Origin of the sequence: Caballeronia sp. INML1 (assembly GCF_023631085.1) — a bacterium.
Classification (GTDB): domain Bacteria; phylum Pseudomonadota; class Gammaproteobacteria; order Burkholderiales; family Burkholderiaceae; genus Caballeronia; species Caballeronia turbans.
The window spans coordinates 40,058-55,210 of record NZ_JALQDT010000066.1 but is presented as its reverse complement, the minus strand read 5'-3'; the positions used below and the strand labels follow the sequence as shown (position 1 = coordinate 55,210).

Genomic DNA, 15,153 nt, shown 5'->3' with positions numbered 1-15,153 from the left:
TCTCTTGTTCCGCCACTTTTCACGCCCCCGTCAGTGTTTCGGCGACGAGCTCACGCGGCGCGCCCCGCGCATCGTCCAGCTCATGGCTCAGGCTCGCCCACGCGCGCTGGCGCAGCGCGACAAACGCGGCGCTGTGTCGTACCGATGCCGGACGCGGACGCGGCAAATCGATATCGATGATCTCCTTCACGCGTCCTGGCCCGCGCCCGACGATGGCAACACGGTCCGCCAGAAAAATCGCTTCGTCGATGCTGTGCGTGACGAACACGACCGTCTTCGCGCTCTGCTCCCAGATGCCGAGCAACTCGTGCTGCAACGACTCGCGCGTCTGGGCATCGAGCGCGCCGAAAGGCTCGTCCATCAGCAGGATCTCGGGACCGTAGGCGAGCACCCGCGCGATCGCCACGCGCTGCCGCATGCCGCCCGACAATTGATGCGGATAGTGATCCGCGAAATCGAGCAGGCCGACGAGACGCAGGAAGCGTTCTGCCTCGCTGCGCCGTTGCGCCCGCTTCACGCCGCGAATCTCCAGTCCGGTTTCGACGTTCTTGCGCACCGTGCGCCACGGAAACAGCGCATAGCCCTGAAACACGAAGCCGAGCTTGTTGCGCGCGCCGCCGACAGGCTCGCCATCGACGGTGATCCGGCCCGAGGTCGGCGCGCTCAGGCCCGCGAGGAGGTTGAGCAGGGTCGACTTGCCGCAGCCGCTCGGACCGAGCACAGCCAGGAATTCGCCCTCGCGCACGCGCAGGTCGAAGGCGTCGAGCACGGTATGGCTCGACGCCGTCGCCTCGTTGACGTAGGTGAGCGACAGATCGCGCACGACGATCTTGTCGCGTGCCGCGCGTGTCCCGCTCATGAGGGCCTTCCGTTCGCGACCGGCGTCGCATTCGCCTGTGACTGCTTCGCGGCGAACGGGTTGTACTGGTTCGTGTAGACGTCCTTCACCTGCACCTTGCCCTTCGGTATCTTTCCGGCCTGCTCCAGGATGTCGATGTAGTACTGGATCGGCGGCTCGGTCACCACGAGATCCTTCACGTAGGCATAGCGCTCGACCAGCTTCACGTCGATGCCGAGCCGCTCCGCCGTGAGCTTGCGCGCCTCGTCGGGATGCGCGTTGACCCAGTTGCCGGCTTTCGCGATCGCCGTCACGAAATCCTTCACGGCCTGTGGATGCGCGCGTGCGAATGCGCCGTTCACGCTGTAGGGCGCCATGCCGCCGAGGCCGCCGTCCTCGTCCCAGTCGCTCCACAGCTTGTGCAGTTGCGGATCGGCCTCGGCAGCGCCGGAGAAAGGCGGGTGAATGATGGCGATATCCACGTTTTTCGTGACGAGCGCCTGCTGCGACTGGTTGTCGGGCACGACGAGCCAGTTGACCTTCGACACGTCCACGCCGTGCTGCGACAGATACTTCTTCGTCACGAATTCCGCGCACGCGCCGAAGCTGTTGAACGCCACCGTCTTGCCCTCGAAGTCCCTGGGTCCGCGAATGCCCGAGTCCTTGCGTGTGAAGTACTTCATATGCGGCGCATCGGGGAGCGTCTCGCCGCCCGCGGACACGACCTTGATATCCGCGCCGCTCGCGATCGCGGAGATGACGAGCGGCACCATGCGTGTGCCGAAGTCGATCTCGCCCGTGCCGACGAGCGGAATGATCTGCGGCGCGGCGATCTTGCCGACATACTTCGGCCGCGTGCTCGTGCCTTCGAAATAGCCGAGCTTGTCGGCGAGATAGACAAGATCGAACGCCGGGTTGTCGGGATACTTGAAGTACGCCACTTCTTGCCGGCCGCTCTGCGCGACCGGCGTCTGCGACGATTGCGCCCGCTCTTCGCGAGGCTTGCAGCCGCCCAGCAGAACGAGCGCGGCGGCCGCGCAGGCCACCAGAGTGAGCTTTCCGGCAGCGTATGGCCGGCGATGCGAATTGGACGCCTTCATGGAATCGGAATGAGGAGAGCAGCAAAAAGAAATGGTCTGGCGCAGCGCGGCCGCCATGCGGTGCTCACGCATTCTCACGCCGTGAGCGATGCGCGCGAACCAAGGAAATGTGCTTAGCTGCCGCGACGAAAACTGAAATGCAATTCAGCCGATGCGCAATGGCAGCGGCGCACAGGAACACTGAAAAGCAAAGAACAATAAAACGTTTGTCGTCGCGCCGTTCGACGGCTTCTAATAAGAAGCTCTCCTGCCCGACTCGCGGATAACGTTCATCGGAGCCCCCGTCCTTCATGGCTGATACGGAAATGAAATGGCTGACCTGACTTCCACCCGCAACAGCTATGTGACTTCGCATGCGCCGCGTGCGGGCATTTCGAGAGTCGTGCTCTACCGATGGCTTTCCTGGGCCATTCCCGCGATCGTCGTCCAGTCATGGGAAGCCGCATCGCGCATCGGACTGATCGCGCCGCAGGTGCTCCCGGCCCCGAGCAGCGTCTTCGACACCGCCGTCAATCTCGGCAGGAACGGCGAGCTCTTCGTTCATCTCGGCGTCTCGCTAGTGCGCGCCGCGGCAGGCTTCGTCATCGGCGGCACGATCGGTCTCGCGCTCGGCGTCGTCGTCGGGTTCTCGCCGTTCGCGCAGGCGCTCTTCGATCGCTCGATCCAGATGGTGCGCGCGATTCCTTTTCTGGCGATGCTGCCGCTCGTCATCGTCTGGTTCGGCGTCGGCGAAGTCGCGAAGATTTTCCTGGTCGCGCTCGCGGTACTCTTTCCGATCTACATCAACACCATGCTCGGCATCCGGCAGATCGATCCGAAGCTGATGGAACTTGCCCGCGTGATCGGCATGGACCGCATCGCGGTCGTGCGGCGAATCATTCTTCCCGGCGCGATGCCTTCCATCCTGACCGGCGTGCGCTATGCGCTCGCCCACGCGTGGCTCGCGCTCGTCATCGCGGAGACGCTCGCGACGACCAAAGGCATCGGCTTTCTGGCGATGGACGCCCGCGAATTCCTGAACACCAACGTCATCCTGCTGACCGTGATCATCTACGCGATCATCGGCGTCGTCGCTGACGCGCTCGTGCGCCTGCTCGAAGCCCGCTACCTCTCGTGGCACGCGAACTACGCCAAAGGAGCGCGCAAGTGACGCAGAGCCAGGTTCTGTCCCGCGAGCGCGTCGGCGCATCGTCTTCAATGGCCGTATCGGTGCGCGGACTACAGCGGCGCTATGGCAGCCGTGTCGTCATCGATGCGCTGGATCTCGACATCCGCAAAGGCGAATTCGTCGCGCTGCTCGGTGAAAGCGGATGCGGCAAGACTACGCTGCTGCGCGCGCTGGCGGCGCTCGATCGGCCCGACGCGGGCACGATCCGCGCGCCGGCGCGCCCCTCCGTCGTGTTCCAGGAGCCTCGCCTGCTGCCCTGGGCGCCGTTATGGCAGAACGTCGCGCTCGGTCACGAGAACACGATCGGCCGCGACGGCGCGGCGCGCGCACTGGCCGAAGTCGGACTCGCCGGACGCGAGGACGACTGGCCGCGCAATCTGTCGGGCGGTCAGGCGCAGCGGGTGGCGCTCGCGCGGGCACTCATTCACGATCCCGCGCTGCTGCTGCTCGACGAGCCGTTCGCGGCGCTCGATGCACTCACGCGCATCCGGATGCACGGCCTCGTCAAGGAACTCGTCGCGCTCCATCAACCCGGCGTGCTGATCGTGACGCATGACGTCGATGAAGCGCTCACGCTCGCCGACAGGATTCTCGTGATGCGCGCCGGGCGCATCGCGGCTGCGTTCCAGCCCAAAGACCACGCGCCGCTGGCGCTGCGGCCCATCCTGCTCGCCGAGCTGGGTGTCCGAACTCACTGACCTCTTTCCCGCACAACCAGAAGGACCTCAAAGCATGACTGATTCTTCGCTGAGCCGCCGCCAGTTGTTGCGCGCGGCGGGTGGCCTGCTGGCCGGCGTCGCCACCAGCGGACTTTTCCCGGCGCAGGCGGCCGAGCCGCGCAAGCTCACGCGCAATACCGACACGGTGCGCATCGGCTGGGGCTACGGCAGCCTGCCCGACATCGCCAAGCAGCGCGGCGTGTTCGAAAAAACGCTCGCCGCCAAAGGCATCAAGGTCGAATGGATCGGCCCGTTTCCGAACCATGCGCCGTCGATTCAGGCCGTGGTCGGCGGCAGCGCCGACTTTGGTTTCTGGGGATCGACGACACCCGCGCTCGCCGCGATGCTCGCCGGCTCGCCGATCGTCTTCAACGCGTTCGATATCTATTCGCCGCGTTCGACGGCCATCATCGCGAAGAAGTCGAGCGGGATCAGTTCGGTTGCCGATCTGGCGGGCCGCAAGGTGGCCGTCAACCGTTCCGGGCTCGGCGAATTTCTGCTCATCGCGGCGCTGGAAAAGCATCGCGTCGATCGGGACAAAGTCCAGTTCGTCTATCTGAATCCGCCGGACGCCGCACCGGCTTTCGCGCAAGGCAAGGTCGACGCATGGTCGATGTGGTCGCCGGGCGTCGACATCTCGCGCTTCTCGAATGACGCGAAGGACATCTTCAACGAAGGCCGCGATCTGGACTTCCTGATCGACTACAGCTCGCTCGTGACGCGCCGGAAGTTCACCGAAGAGAACGCCGAGCTGATCCGCGCGGTGATCGATGCGTACTACGTCGAAGGCGCATGGCAGTCCGCGCATTCCGCCGACGCCGAGCTTCTCGTTCAGCGCGAAGGCAAGTATCCGGACCAGGTGCGCGATTATCTGGCGAGCCTCAAGCGCGTAAATCAGTTCCACGAGCCCGACGACGCCGCTTTCATCGCGCAGTTTCAGCGCGCCGCCGACTGGCTCGCGGAACGCAAGATCATCAATTCGCGCATCAAGGTCGCGGATTACAGCATCAAGGTCTGATTCGAGGAACGCACGATCATGTCTGAGCTCACCTATCCCGCGAGCGGCGGACCCACGCTCGTCTCGCCATTGTCCGCAGCCCTCGGCTTCGCGCAGATCATCGGCGATATCGCCGCGACCGCCGCGGAACGCGAACGCGCGCATCGCCTGCCGCACGAGGAAATCGCAAGTCTCAAGGCGCTCGGCTTCGGCGCGCTGCGTCTTCCCGTCGATGCAGGCGGGCGGGGCGTGTCGCTGCGCGAATTGCTCGCGCTCGCGCGCGATGTGGCCGCAGCGGACTCGAACATCGCCCATGCGTTCCGCAATCATCTGTGGCAAGTGGAGGCCGCGCTCAGACGGCGCGAGCATCCCTTTCATGCGCGTGTGCTGGAACTCGCCGGGCAGAAGAAGACCATCGGTCTCAGCTTCGTCGACAGCGACGTGACAGCGGCCGGCGCGCGCCCGACGAAGGTGCTGAGCCGGCTCGAATGGGACGCATCGCGCGACGTCTACGTAGGCTCGGGCGACAAGGTCTACGCCACGGGCAATCTGTACAACGACGCGTTCATCGGACTCGCGGTGGAGAGTCGCGCAGGCCGCACCGTGCAATACGTGCTCGATCGCGGCGAAGGCGTCAGCGACGAGGATGACTGGCAAGGTTTTGGCCAGCGCCTGACAGGCTCGGGCACGGCGCGGTTTCGCGACGTGACGGTGCCAGCCGCCCACCTCTACCCGACGGACCCGCCGAAGTCCGACGAAGCGGCGCCGTGGGGCTACACCTTCCATCAGGTCTATCTGACCAACTGCATCGCGGGCATCGTGCGGCGCGTGGCGCTGGACGCCGTCGACGTGCTGCGCGCGCGCGGGCGCAACTTCTATCACGGCGAAGCCGCGCATCCCGCCGGCGAACCCGTGCTGCAATCGCTGCTCGGCCGTATTCGCGCGTACGCGGCGAGCGTCGAGGCGACCGCGGACCGCGCGGTCGGCGCCCTGCAGCGCGCATGGGATGCCCACGGCACGCGCGACGAATACGAAACCACGCTCGCCGCCACGCTCGCGGCCTCCGAAGCGAAAGTCGTGATCGACGATCTCGCCCCGCAGATCGCGAGCTGGCTGATCGATCTCGGCTCGGGCTCGGTCGTCTCGCGCATCGGCGCGCTCGACCGGCACTGGCGCAACATCAAGGTGATCGCCTCGCACAATCCGCGGCTCTACAAGGAGCGTCTGCTCGGGCAGAACCTGCTGAGCGGGCGACTGCCGCCCACGGGCGCGTTCTTCTGATCGTGCGTGACGTGTCCGCTCGCGCGCGACCGACGCGGCGAGCGGACCGCGTGCTCAGCCGCCGACCAGACGGCGCACGCGCGGCATCACTTCGTGTGCGAAGCGGCCCATGTCGGCCTCGAACGGCTGGAACTGCAGCATGAACAGTTCGATCCCCGCACGATGAAAATCCACGATGCGCCGCGCGACCGTATCGTAATCGCCGACGAGATCCGCCGCCGTGCCGCCGTTCGACCCGACCCGCGCCGAGCGCGCGAAGGTCTGGTGCATGACCGCCTTCGGATCGGTATTGGCTTTCTGCCGTTCGCGCAGCGGCTTGTCGAGTTCCGCCAGCGCGAAGAGATGTTCGAGATGCGCCTGCGCTTCGTCCTGCGTGTCGCGAGCGATCACGAACGCCGACAGGCCGAAGCGCAAGGCGTCGCGGCCTGCCGGACGCGCGCGGGCGGAGACATCGGCGATCAGGGCGGCGACGTCGTCGTGCGGCTGGCCGTTGATGAACCACACGTCGCCATGCGCCGCCACGAGCGAGCGCGCCGGATCCGACTCTCCGCCGACATAGATGCGCGGACGCGCGCGGAACGGATCGGCGGGACGCAACTGGTAATCATCGATACGGAAGTGGTCGCCGCGATGCGTGACGGCTTCGCCGCGCAACAAGGCTTCGACGACGGCGATCCACTCGCGGCCATACGCATAGCGCTCGTCGTGCTCGGCAAAGCCGATGCCCGCGCGTTCGAGCTCCGGACGATTCCACGCGTTCACGAGGTTGATCGCGAAGCGCCCGCCGCTAATGTGCTCGATCTGCTGCGCCATCTTCGCGAGCACGACCGGATGATAGAGATAAGGCTTGATCGCGGCGATGATCTCGATGCGCGAGGTGAGCGCCGCCAGTGCCGCCGACGATGTCCACGCTTCGAGCTGATCGAGCGAGGCATCGTGCGGATTGATCGTATGCTGGGCGACGAGCACGGCGTCATAACCGAGGCGCTCGGCCTCGAGCACGAGCGCCTTGTTGCGCGTCCACGAGGCGTCGTACGGCTCCGCGGGATCCTGCAGCGCCGCGCGGCTGCCATGCACGAGCGCCCAGACGCCGAAACGGGGAAGTTTGGACATCGCTTGAATGAACGAAAGACAGAGTAGAAAGGATGCTCATGCTAACGCCGGGTGTGCTCATGGCGATCCAATTTCTATCGATAAGGAATTGCCATATCGGCATTTGGCGCACGGGGACACGTCCCGGATCGGGCGGCGCGCCGGAGAAACAACGAGCGCGCCGCTCAACGCATTGGCGAGCGCGCCGGCTCGTGATCGGCGAAACTTTGTCATAGGCCTTCACTTTCGCCGCACGCCTTCGCTGGGAGCGCCGCAGGGGTCGTCGATGATCCGCCGCAAGCATACGAACGAGCCACGAAAAGCCAGAACCGACGAATCAATCCATGGTTTTCTGCATAGCCAAAACCATCACGATCAGGAGAAAAGCGCAATGAATCGTACCGAAGACGCCGCATGGCTCGAGCCGCTCAATGCGGTGTTGCATGAATGGGCAACCACGGCCGCCGCGCGCGACAGGTCGGGCGGCACTGCCTTTCACGAGCGCAACCTGCTGCGCGAGAGCGGCCTGCTCAGGCTTTCGGTGCCGGTGGAGTTCGGCGGCGACGGCGCCAGCTGGTCGACGACCCTCGATGTCGTGCGGCGCATGGCGCAGGTCGACAGCTCGCTCGCGCATCTGTTCGCGTTCCATCACCTGCAACTGGCAACGATCCGTCTGTTCGCAAGCGCCGTGCAGATCCGTCGCTGGCTCGGCGAAACCGTCGCGCAAGGATGGTTCTGGGGCAATGCGCTCAATCCGCTCGACAAGAGCACGCGTGCGCTACCCGATGGCGCCGGCGGCCATGTCTTCGACGGCCGCAAGAGTTTCTGTTCCGGCGCTCGCGATTCGGACCAGCTGCTCGCCTCCGCTTTCGACGGCGACGGGCGGCTCCTCATCGGTGTGACGCCGACGAATCGCGCGGGCATCACCGTGCTCGACGACTGGGACAACATGGGGCAACGTCAGACCGACAGCGGCACGGTGGTGTTCGAGCGCGTACCCATCGCGACGGACGAACTGCTGCTTCAGCCCGGACCGCTCTCCAGCCCGTTCGCCACGCTGCGGCCGCTGCTCGCACAGTCGATCCTGAGCCACATCTATCTGGGCATCGGCGAAGGCGCGTTGCAGGCCGCGCGCGCCGCGACGCTCGCGCAGACGCGGCCGTGGATCGCATCGGCCGCCGAGCGTCCCGCCGACGATCCCTACGTGCTCGCGCATTACGGCGACTTCTGGCTCGCGCTCGAAGGGGCGCGGCTCTTCGTCGAGCGCGCGATGCAGGCATTCGATCAGGCGTGGTCGCGCGGGCTCGATCTGACCGAACATGAGCGGGGCGAAGTGGCCGTCGCGGTGGCGGCATCCAAGGTCGCGGCGGCGCGCGCGGGGCTGGACGTCGCGCATCGCATGTTCGAAGTGACGGGCGCACGCTCGACCACCGCGGCATTGCGCCTCGACCGCTTCTGGCGCAACGTGCGGGTACATACGCTGCACGATCCGATCGACTACAAGGTGCGCGAGCTGGGAGACTGGGCGCTCAACGGGCGGATTCCGAAGCCGTCGTTCTATTCGTGAGCGCCATGCCGCCCGGTCAGCAACGCGAGAATGGGGCGCTTATCTGTGACGAAGCGCATTTCGCCGGGCGCCTTCGAATCAGCGATGCTCGAAGAAGCGGTTGGCGGGCCTCGGCAAGCCGAGATGCTCCCGCAAGGTCGCCCCTTCGTAGGCGCGCCGGAAAATGCCGCGCCGCTGCAACTCGGGCACCACCTTCGTGACGAAGTCATCCAGGCCTGCGGGCAGATACGGAAACATCACGTTGAAGCCGTCGCTGGCTTCTTCGACGAGCCATTGCTCCATCTGATCGGCGATATCCGTCGCGGTCCCGACCATCTGCAAGCCGGAATAGCCGCCGACGCGCTGCGCCAGTTGACGCACGGTGAGCCCTTCGGCGCGCGCCATGTCGATCACGCGCTCGCGCGCGCTCCGGCTCGCGTTGGTCTCGGGAATCTCGGGCAAGGGACCATCCGGGTCGAACGACGAGACATCGTGACCGAGCGCGATCGACAGCGACGCGAAGCCGCTGTCGTCATGCACGAAGGTATCGAGCAGCCCCCGCTTCTCCTGCGCTTCGTCGCGCGAGTCGCCCACCACGACGAACGCGCCCGGCAGAATTTTCAGATGCTCACGCGCGCGGCCGACGCGTTCCATGCGGCCTTTGACATCGGCATAAAAACGCTTGCCCGCGGCTAGATTCGGCTGCGCGGTGAAGACCGCATCGGCGGTTTCGGCGGCGAGCTGCCTGCCCGCTTCCGATGATCCCGCCTGCACGACCACCGGCCATCCCTGCACCGGCCGCGCGATGTTCAGCGGGCCGCGCACCGACAGATACGCGCCCTTGTGGTCGAGGACGTGCAGCCGGTCGGGATCGAAGAACAGGCCGCTTTCGGTGTCGCGCACGAAGGCGTCATCGGCCCAGCTATCCCAGAGGCCGGTGACGACATCGTAGAACTCGTGCGCGCGGCGATAACGCTCGTCGTGCTCCATGTGTTCCTCGCGGCCGAAGTTGCGCGCGGCGTCGGGGTTCGACGTGGTGACGAGGTTCCAGCCCGCGCGCCCGCCGCTCAGATGATCGAGCGACGCAAAGCGCCGCGCGATGTGATACGGCTCGTCGAAGGTGGTCGATGCCGTGGCAATCAGCCCGATGCGTTCGGTCACGGCGGCGAGCGCGGAAAGCAGCGTGAACGGCTCGAACGACGTCGCGGTATGGCTGCGCTTCAACGCGTCTACCGGCATGTTGAGCACGGCGAGGTGATCGGCCATGAAGAACGCATCGAAGCAGGCGCTTTCGAGCGTCTGCACGAATCGTTTGAGATGGCTGAAATTGAAGTTGGCGTCGGGCCATGCACCCGGAAAGCGCCACGCGCCGGTATGCAGGCTGACCGGCCGCATGAACGCGCCCAGATGGAGTTGTCGGGTGGTTGACATCGCGTCGGTGATGAACGAGTGGCGGATTGCGTCAAGGTACTGCAAGCCGCAAAAACGCGCTTGAACGAGCGGCCGGCTTCACGCACGCCTGAGATCGCGGCCCGCAAAAAACTGATCGTCCGGCACCACGTTCAGTGCGATCGTCAACCGATTGGCATAGTTGAAGAACGCCGATATCTCCAGCACCTCGGTCACGGCCTGCTGCGTGAAGCCGATCGAGCGCAGCGATTGAAGATCTTCTTCGCGAATGCCGCCCGGCTCGCGCGTGAGACGCTCCGAGATTTCCGCGAGCGCAGCCTCCTTCACCGAAAGACGCACATGACGAAAGCCCTGTGCGATGCGCTGCGCGCGCACCGTATCGCCCAGCACGTTCGCAAGCGCCTGCGTGTGATTGAACACGCAGTAGCTGCACTCGTTCGCGGCCGACGTGACCACCGCGATCAGTTCGCGCTCCGCGGCCGTCAGATGACTGCGGTGCGGATCGAAAAGATGCTCGTAGAACGTGACGAGCCGATAAGCGGTATCGGGATTGACCGAGAGCGCCGCGAGCCAGTTCGGCACGAAGCCGTACTGTCTGCGGAACTTCGCGTGGATCGACGCGACGTGCGGCGGCAGGCGCGTCTCGTCGGGCACGCCGAAACGCGAGACCGGCTCGCGTTGCAGATCGGCATCGAAGGGGTTGAGATGATCGGCGAATGGATCGGATGCTGCGATCGTGGACATGGCGGTTTCCTGGCGCTCTGTCGAGGCGCTCCAAGTTAGCGCACCCATCGGCGCGCGGTTGGACTGATTTCTCATAAGCTAATCGGCGTGCGCCCACATCACGCCGCGCTGATTGCATATCGCAGGCTGATAGTGGATCGCCTGAGCGGGCGCTGCGCATAAAGGCAGCGCTCGCGCAGTTGTCGAACGGTCGCGCCGACATGGCGCACCGGTGTGCTCATGACGAGACAGGCTCGGTCCGCTGCGTCTGGGCGCGCCGCGCGGCCTCACCGCTTTGCGACAGCGCCTGCGTGACCGAAGCGCCCGGCGCGACGTCGTGCGTGAGCCATACATTGCCGCCGATGACCGCGCCGCGTCCGAGCGTCACGCGTCCGAGGATCGTCGCGCCGGCGTAGATCACGACGTCGTCCTCGACGATCGGATGACGCGCGAGCCCTTTCTCGAGTTGACCTTGCGCGTCGCGCGGAAAGCGCTTGGCGCCGAGCGTCACCGCCTGATAGATGCGCACGTGGTTGCCGATCACCGCCGTCTCGCCGATCACGACGCCCGTGCCGTGATCGATGAAGAACCCCGAGCCGATGCGCGCACCGGGATGGATGTCGATGCCGGTTTCGCCATGTGCGAGCTCGGCCACGATGCGTGCGAGCAGCGGCAATTCGAGCCGATAAAGCTCGTGCGCGATGCGATGGTGGATCATCACGAGGATGCCGGGATAGCAAAGCAGCACTTCGTCGACGCTGCCCGCCGCCGGATCGCCCTGATAGGCCGCGAGGATGTCGCTGTCGAGCAGGGTGCGGATGCGCGGCAGGGTTTTGGCGAACGCGCGTATTGCGTTGATCGCGCGCGTGTCGATCGCGTGGTCGTCGCGCGGCTCATGCCGTGCCTTGTATTGCAACTCCAGCTTCGCCTGCGCGAGCAGGCCCTGCAGCGCGAAATCGAGCGCATGGCCGACGTAGAAGTTCTCGCTTTCCTGACGCAGATCGGGCGGGCCGAGCCGCATCGGAAAGAGTGCGCCTTTCAGCGCGCCGATGATGTCGGCGAGCGCCTCGCGCGCGGGGAGTTCGCGCCCGCCCGGCTCGAGCGAGCGCTTTTGCATTTCCCGCCACTGCTGGCGGACCGTCTGAAGCGATTGGACGATGTCGTCGATGTCGAATACAGCCACAGTGCAGTCCTTTCCATGATGTCGGCCGGGCAAGCCGGAATAGCGCCAGCGGTTCTGCATGCCGCGCCGCCGCCGGTCATAGTCACGACGTCGCCGTATTTCTTGTTTCGTCACAGAAGCGATGGCGGCGGTACTCGTCCGATGCAAAGTCAACCGTCGATAGCCAATACGTACGACTATGCGAGACATCCGCCGGAGGTGGTACCAAGTATTTTTCATTTGCAAATGACGGCTCGTGCGCGACCGTTCGCGGTTCGGCCAGGCGTATATGCGAAGCGCGCTCCACGTCATTTGCTACGCACAATTGATTGGTAGCCGCGGCACACAAAGTGCCTATAGTCGAAGGCTTCACCACACCACTCCGTTCGCTCCATGAAACATACGATCCATCGCCGCACACTGATCGCCGGCGCCGCTGCCTTCATGCTTGCCGCCGTCGTTTTCGCGCCCGTTCATGCAAAGGCCGAAACACGCGAGGTCGTCATCGGCTATCAGGACATGGTGGTGCCGTGGCGCTATGCGCAGGCAAGCGGAGCCGTCGAGAAGGCCACCGGATACAAGGTCACTTATCGCAAGCTCGGCAGCGGCGCGGACGTCATCCGCGCGCTCGCGTCCGGTTCCATACAGGTGGGCGAAGCGGGCTCCAGCCCGATCGCGGCGGGACTCTCGCAAGGCGTCGATCTGTCGCTGTTCTGGATTCTCGACAACATCAACGATGCCGAAGCGCTCGTCGCGCGCAACGGGTCCGGCGTGAGCAAGCTCGCCGATCTGAAGGGCAAGACGCTCGGCGTGCCGTATGTATCGACTTCGCATTTTCATGCGCTCGTCGCCTTGCAGCAGGCGGGTGTCGATCCGTCGACGGTCAGGATCGTCAATCTGCGTCCGCCCGAAGTCGCGGCGGCGTGGGAGCGCGGCAACATCGACGCGACTTACATCTGGGACCCGGTGCTCGCCAAGGCCAAGCAGAGCGGCCGCGTGCTCATCACGTCGGGTGAGGTGGCGAAGGAATCGGGCAAGGCGACCTTCGACGGCTTCGTCGCGGCACGCAAGTTCGCGCAGGACAATCCCGCGTTCCTGAACGGGCTCGTCAAGGTGCTCGCCGATACCGATGCGCAATACCGCGACCACAAGGCCGACTGGACCGCCGCATCGAAACAGGTGCAGGCGGTCGCGCAGGAATCCGGGGCGAACGCCGCCGACGTGCCCGCGAGTCTCGCGCTCTACGCCTTCCCGAGCGCAGGCGAGCAGGCTTCGCCGACCTGGCTCGGCGGCGGACAGCAGTCCGGCGCGGCGAAGTCGCTCGCCGCCACCGCGCAGTTCCTCAAGCAGCAGGGCACGATCCAGAACGTGCTCGCGGATTACTCCACGGGCGTCGATCCCCGCTTCGCGCAGCAGGCCGCGAAATGACATCGCTTGCCATCCGCAATCTCGGCGTCACGTACGAAGGCGCGCACACGCCCGCGTTGAAAGGCGTCGATTTGCAGATCGGCAGCGGCGAGTTCGTGGTGGCGCTCGGCGCGTCGGGCTGCGGCAAGACCACGCTGCTGAATTGCCTCGCCGGATTTCTCGAGCCGACCGAAGGCGAGGCATCGCTCAATGGCGAACCGATCGCCGGGCCCGGCGCGGAGCGCGGCGTCGTGTTCCAGAAACATGCGTTGATGCCGTGGCTGAATGTCATCGACAACGTCGCGCTCGGCCTGCGCTTTCGTGGCGTGAAGCGCGACGAGCGCCTCGAGATCGCGCGCCGCACGCTCGCGCTCGTCGGTCTGGCGCAATCCGAGCGGGCAAAGGTCTACGCGCTTTCGGGCGGCATGCAGCAACGCGTCGGAATCGCGCGCGCACTCGCGAGCGATCCCGAAGTGCTGCTGATGGACGAGCCGATGGGCGCGCTCGACGCCCTCACGCGCGAAAGCGTGCAGGAACTCGTGCTCGACGTGTGGGCGCGCACCGGCAAGACGGTCTTCTTCATCACGCACAGCGTGGAGGAAGCCCTCTTCCTGGCGACGCGCCTCGTGCTGATGACACCCGGCCCGGGACGCATCGAGGAAGTGCACGAGCTGCCCTTCTCGCGCGATTACATTCGCAACCGCGACGCGCGCGCCGTGAAATCGTCGCCCGCTTTCATCGAATGGCGCGAACGGCTGACGCGCCGACTGCATCGCACCGACACGGAGGTGGCGTGACTCACCCCGCTCGAGACGTCCCGCTGCCGCGCGCCGTCACGACGCCGCAGACCACACGAGCTGCTTCGCGCGCGAAAAGGCGCGCGCGCTATCGCGGCATGCCGGGCGCGGGCCCGACGGCGCTGCCCAGTGCGCTGTGCGTCGCGACACTCGCGGTGCTGTGGTGGGCCGCCACGCATTTTCACTGGCTGCCGCCGCTCTTTCTGCCCTCGCCCGAAGCCGTATGGCAGGCATTCACCGATGCGTGGCATGGACGGCTTCAGGGCGGACTGCCGCTCTCGGAACATCTGCTGTGGAGCGCGATCCGCGTGTTCGGTGCATTCGCGCTCGCGGTCGTCACGGCGGTGCCGGTCGGCATCCTGATGGGCGTGAGCCGCATTGCGCGCGGCGTGCTCGATCCGCCGCTGGAGTTCTATCGGCCACTGCCGCCGCTCGCTTATCTGCCGCTCGTCGTCATCTACTTCGGGATCGATGAGACCGCGAAGATCGTCGTGATCTGGCTCGCCTGCTTCGCGCCGATCGCGATGGCCGCGCGTGCGGGCGTGAAAAGCGCGACCGCCGAGCAGGTGAACGCAGCGTGGTCGCTCGGCGCGAACTTCCGGCAGGTGGTGTGGCATGTCGTGCTGCCCGCCGCGCTGCCGGAGATCCTGACGGGCCTGCGCATCGCCGTGGGCTTCGGCTGGACCACACTTGTCGCTGCCGAGATGGTTGCCGCGACCGCCGGCCTCGGGCAGATGGTGCTCAACGCGTCGAGCTTCCTGCGCACCGACGTGGTGGTGATGGGCATCGTGCTCATCGGCGCGATCGCGTGGATATTCGACTTCGGCATGCGCGCGCTGGAGCGGCGGCTCGTGCCGTGGAAGGGGCGCTGAGCCGCTCGCGGGACGGCCGGGACGGCGCGATGCGTATCGGC

At 65.7% G+C, this 15,153-nt stretch carries 15 protein-coding genes; 8 read left to right on the top strand and 7 right to left on the bottom strand.

Annotated features, from left to right (window positions below):
• Window positions 1-19 precede the first annotated feature (19 nt).
• The 3 genes from NCR38_RS26975 to NCR38_RS26965 all read right to left on the bottom strand — a co-directional run bounded on the left by NCR38_RS26975 (window position 20) and on the right by NCR38_RS26965 (window position 2,230).
• Window positions 20-859, bottom strand: a complete 840-nt coding sequence (locus NCR38_RS26975; protein ID WP_061116419.1) for an ABC transporter ATP-binding protein — start codon at window positions 857-859, stop codon at window positions 20-22.
• Window positions 856-1,938 (bottom strand): ABC transporter substrate-binding protein, encoded by a 1,083-nt coding sequence (locus NCR38_RS26970; protein ID WP_086960721.1) that lies wholly within the window; start codon window positions 1,936-1,938, stop codon window positions 856-858. The genes NCR38_RS26975 and NCR38_RS26970 overlap by 4 nt, the downstream gene beginning before the upstream one ends.
• Before the next feature lie 64 nt (window positions 1,939-2,002).
• Window positions 2,003-2,230, bottom strand: a complete 228-nt coding sequence (locus tag NCR38_RS26965) for a hypothetical protein (RefSeq protein WP_143756274.1) — start codon at window positions 2,228-2,230, stop codon at window positions 2,003-2,005.
• An 18-nt stretch (window positions 2,231-2,248) separates the two neighbouring features.
• Between NCR38_RS26965 and NCR38_RS26960 the strand changes: the two genes are divergently transcribed.
• From NCR38_RS26960 to NCR38_RS26945, 4 genes are read left to right on the top strand one after another with little or no spacing between them, the layout of a single operon-like run.
• On the top strand, window positions 2,249-3,088 hold the full coding sequence (locus tag NCR38_RS26960; RefSeq protein ID WP_061116417.1) for an ABC transporter permease subunit: 840 nt from the start codon (window positions 2,249-2,251) through the stop codon (window positions 3,086-3,088).
• A gap of 47 nt (window positions 3,089-3,135) precedes the next feature.
• A complete protein-coding gene (locus tag NCR38_RS26955) occupies window positions 3,136-3,804 on the top strand; it encodes an ABC transporter ATP-binding protein (RefSeq protein WP_096031947.1) in 669 nt (222 codons plus the stop codon).
• A 34-nt stretch (window positions 3,805-3,838) separates the two neighbouring features.
• Window positions 3,839-4,843 (top strand): NrtA/SsuA/CpmA family ABC transporter substrate-binding protein, encoded by a 1,005-nt coding sequence (locus NCR38_RS26950; protein WP_061116415.1) that lies wholly within the window; start codon window positions 3,839-3,841, stop codon window positions 4,841-4,843.
• A gap of 18 nt (window positions 4,844-4,861) precedes the next feature.
• On the top strand, window positions 4,862-6,103 hold the full coding sequence (locus NCR38_RS26945) for an acyl-CoA dehydrogenase family protein (RefSeq protein ID WP_250477838.1): 1,242 nt from the start codon (window positions 4,862-4,864) through the stop codon (window positions 6,101-6,103).
• Between the two features lie 54 nt (window positions 6,104-6,157).
• On the opposite strand, the gene NCR38_RS26940 is transcribed toward NCR38_RS26945, so the two are convergent.
• On the bottom strand, window positions 6,158-7,216 hold the full coding sequence (locus tag NCR38_RS26940; protein ID WP_061116413.1) for an LLM class flavin-dependent oxidoreductase: 1,059 nt from the start codon (window positions 7,214-7,216) through the stop codon (window positions 6,158-6,160).
• Between the two features lie 370 nt (window positions 7,217-7,586).
• On the opposite strand from NCR38_RS26940, the gene NCR38_RS26935 reads away from it, so the two are divergent.
• A complete protein-coding gene (locus tag NCR38_RS26935) occupies window positions 7,587-8,762 on the top strand; it encodes an acyl-CoA dehydrogenase family protein (protein ID WP_061116541.1) in 1,176 nt (391 codons plus the stop codon).
• A 78-nt stretch (window positions 8,763-8,840) separates the two neighbouring features.
• On the opposite strand, the gene NCR38_RS26930 is transcribed toward NCR38_RS26935, so the two are convergent.
• From NCR38_RS26930 to epsC, 3 genes are all read right to left on the bottom strand, one after another.
• Window positions 8,841-10,172: an LLM class flavin-dependent oxidoreductase gene (locus NCR38_RS26930; protein WP_061116540.1), complete on the bottom strand. Its 1,332-nt coding sequence runs from the start codon at window positions 10,170-10,172 to the stop codon at window positions 8,841-8,843.
• A gap of 78 nt (window positions 10,173-10,250) precedes the next feature.
• Entirely contained in the window at window positions 10,251-10,895 is a 645-nt protein-coding gene (locus tag NCR38_RS26925; protein ID WP_061116412.1) for a peroxidase-related enzyme, read from the bottom strand.
• A gap of 217 nt (window positions 10,896-11,112) precedes the next feature.
• Window positions 11,113-12,057, bottom strand: coding sequence for a serine O-acetyltransferase EpsC (gene epsC, locus NCR38_RS26920; RefSeq protein ID WP_061116539.1), 945 nt, complete (start codon window positions 12,055-12,057; stop codon window positions 11,113-11,115).
• Window positions 12,058-12,429: 372 nt separating this feature from the next.
• Between epsC and tauA the strand changes: the two genes are divergently transcribed.
• The 3 genes from tauA to NCR38_RS26905 are packed head-to-tail and all read left to right on the top strand — an operon-like array spanning window position 12,430 to window position 15,112.
• Window positions 12,430-13,464, top strand: coding sequence for a taurine ABC transporter substrate-binding protein (tauA, locus tag NCR38_RS26915; protein WP_061116411.1), 1,035 nt, complete (start codon window positions 12,430-12,432; stop codon window positions 13,462-13,464).
• Window positions 13,461-14,240, top strand: coding sequence for a taurine ABC transporter ATP-binding protein (locus tag NCR38_RS26910; protein ID WP_061116410.1), 780 nt, complete (start codon window positions 13,461-13,463; stop codon window positions 14,238-14,240). Before tauA ends, NCR38_RS26910 begins: the two co-directional genes overlap by 4 nt.
• Window positions 14,237-15,112, top strand: coding sequence for an ABC transporter permease subunit (locus tag NCR38_RS26905; protein ID WP_096031946.1), 876 nt, complete (start codon window positions 14,237-14,239; stop codon window positions 15,110-15,112). Before NCR38_RS26910 ends, NCR38_RS26905 begins: the two co-directional genes overlap by 4 nt.
• Window positions 15,113-15,153: the final 41 nt, after the last annotated feature.

Bases quoted from the DNA above. Each gene is read 5' to 3' on its own strand.
- NCR38_RS26975 (WP_061116419.1), bottom strand. From the start codon at position 859: ATGAGCGGGACACGCGCGGCACGCGACAAGATCGTCGTGCGCGATCTG.
- NCR38_RS26970 (WP_086960721.1), bottom strand. From the start codon at position 1,938: ATGAAGGCGTCCAATTCGCATCGCCGGCCATACGCTGCCGGAAAGCTC.
- NCR38_RS26965 (WP_143756274.1), bottom strand. From the start codon at position 2,230: ATGAAGGACGGGGGCTCCGATGAACGTTATCCGCGAGTCGGGCAGGAG.
- NCR38_RS26960 (WP_061116417.1), top strand. From the start codon at position 2,249: ATGGCTGACCTGACTTCCACCCGCAACAGCTATGTGACTTCGCATGCG.
- NCR38_RS26955 (WP_096031947.1), top strand. From the start codon at position 3,136: ATGGCCGTATCGGTGCGCGGACTACAGCGGCGCTATGGCAGCCGTGTC.
- NCR38_RS26950 (WP_061116415.1), top strand. From the start codon at position 3,839: ATGACTGATTCTTCGCTGAGCCGCCGCCAGTTGTTGCGCGCGGCGGGT.
- NCR38_RS26945 (WP_250477838.1), top strand. From the start codon at position 4,862: ATGTCTGAGCTCACCTATCCCGCGAGCGGCGGACCCACGCTCGTCTCG.
- NCR38_RS26940 (WP_061116413.1), bottom strand. From the start codon at position 7,216: ATGTCCAAACTTCCCCGTTTCGGCGTCTGGGCGCTCGTGCATGGCAGC.
- NCR38_RS26935 (WP_061116541.1), top strand. From the start codon at position 7,587: ATGAATCGTACCGAAGACGCCGCATGGCTCGAGCCGCTCAATGCGGTG.
- NCR38_RS26930 (WP_061116540.1), bottom strand. From the start codon at position 10,172: ATGTCAACCACCCGACAACTCCATCTGGGCGCGTTCATGCGGCCGGTC.
- NCR38_RS26925 (WP_061116412.1), bottom strand. From the start codon at position 10,895: ATGTCCACGATCGCAGCATCCGATCCATTCGCCGATCATCTCAACCCC.
- tauA (WP_061116411.1), top strand. From the start codon at position 12,430: ATGAAACATACGATCCATCGCCGCACACTGATCGCCGGCGCCGCTGCC.
- NCR38_RS26910 (WP_061116410.1), top strand. From the start codon at position 13,461: ATGACATCGCTTGCCATCCGCAATCTCGGCGTCACGTACGAAGGCGCG.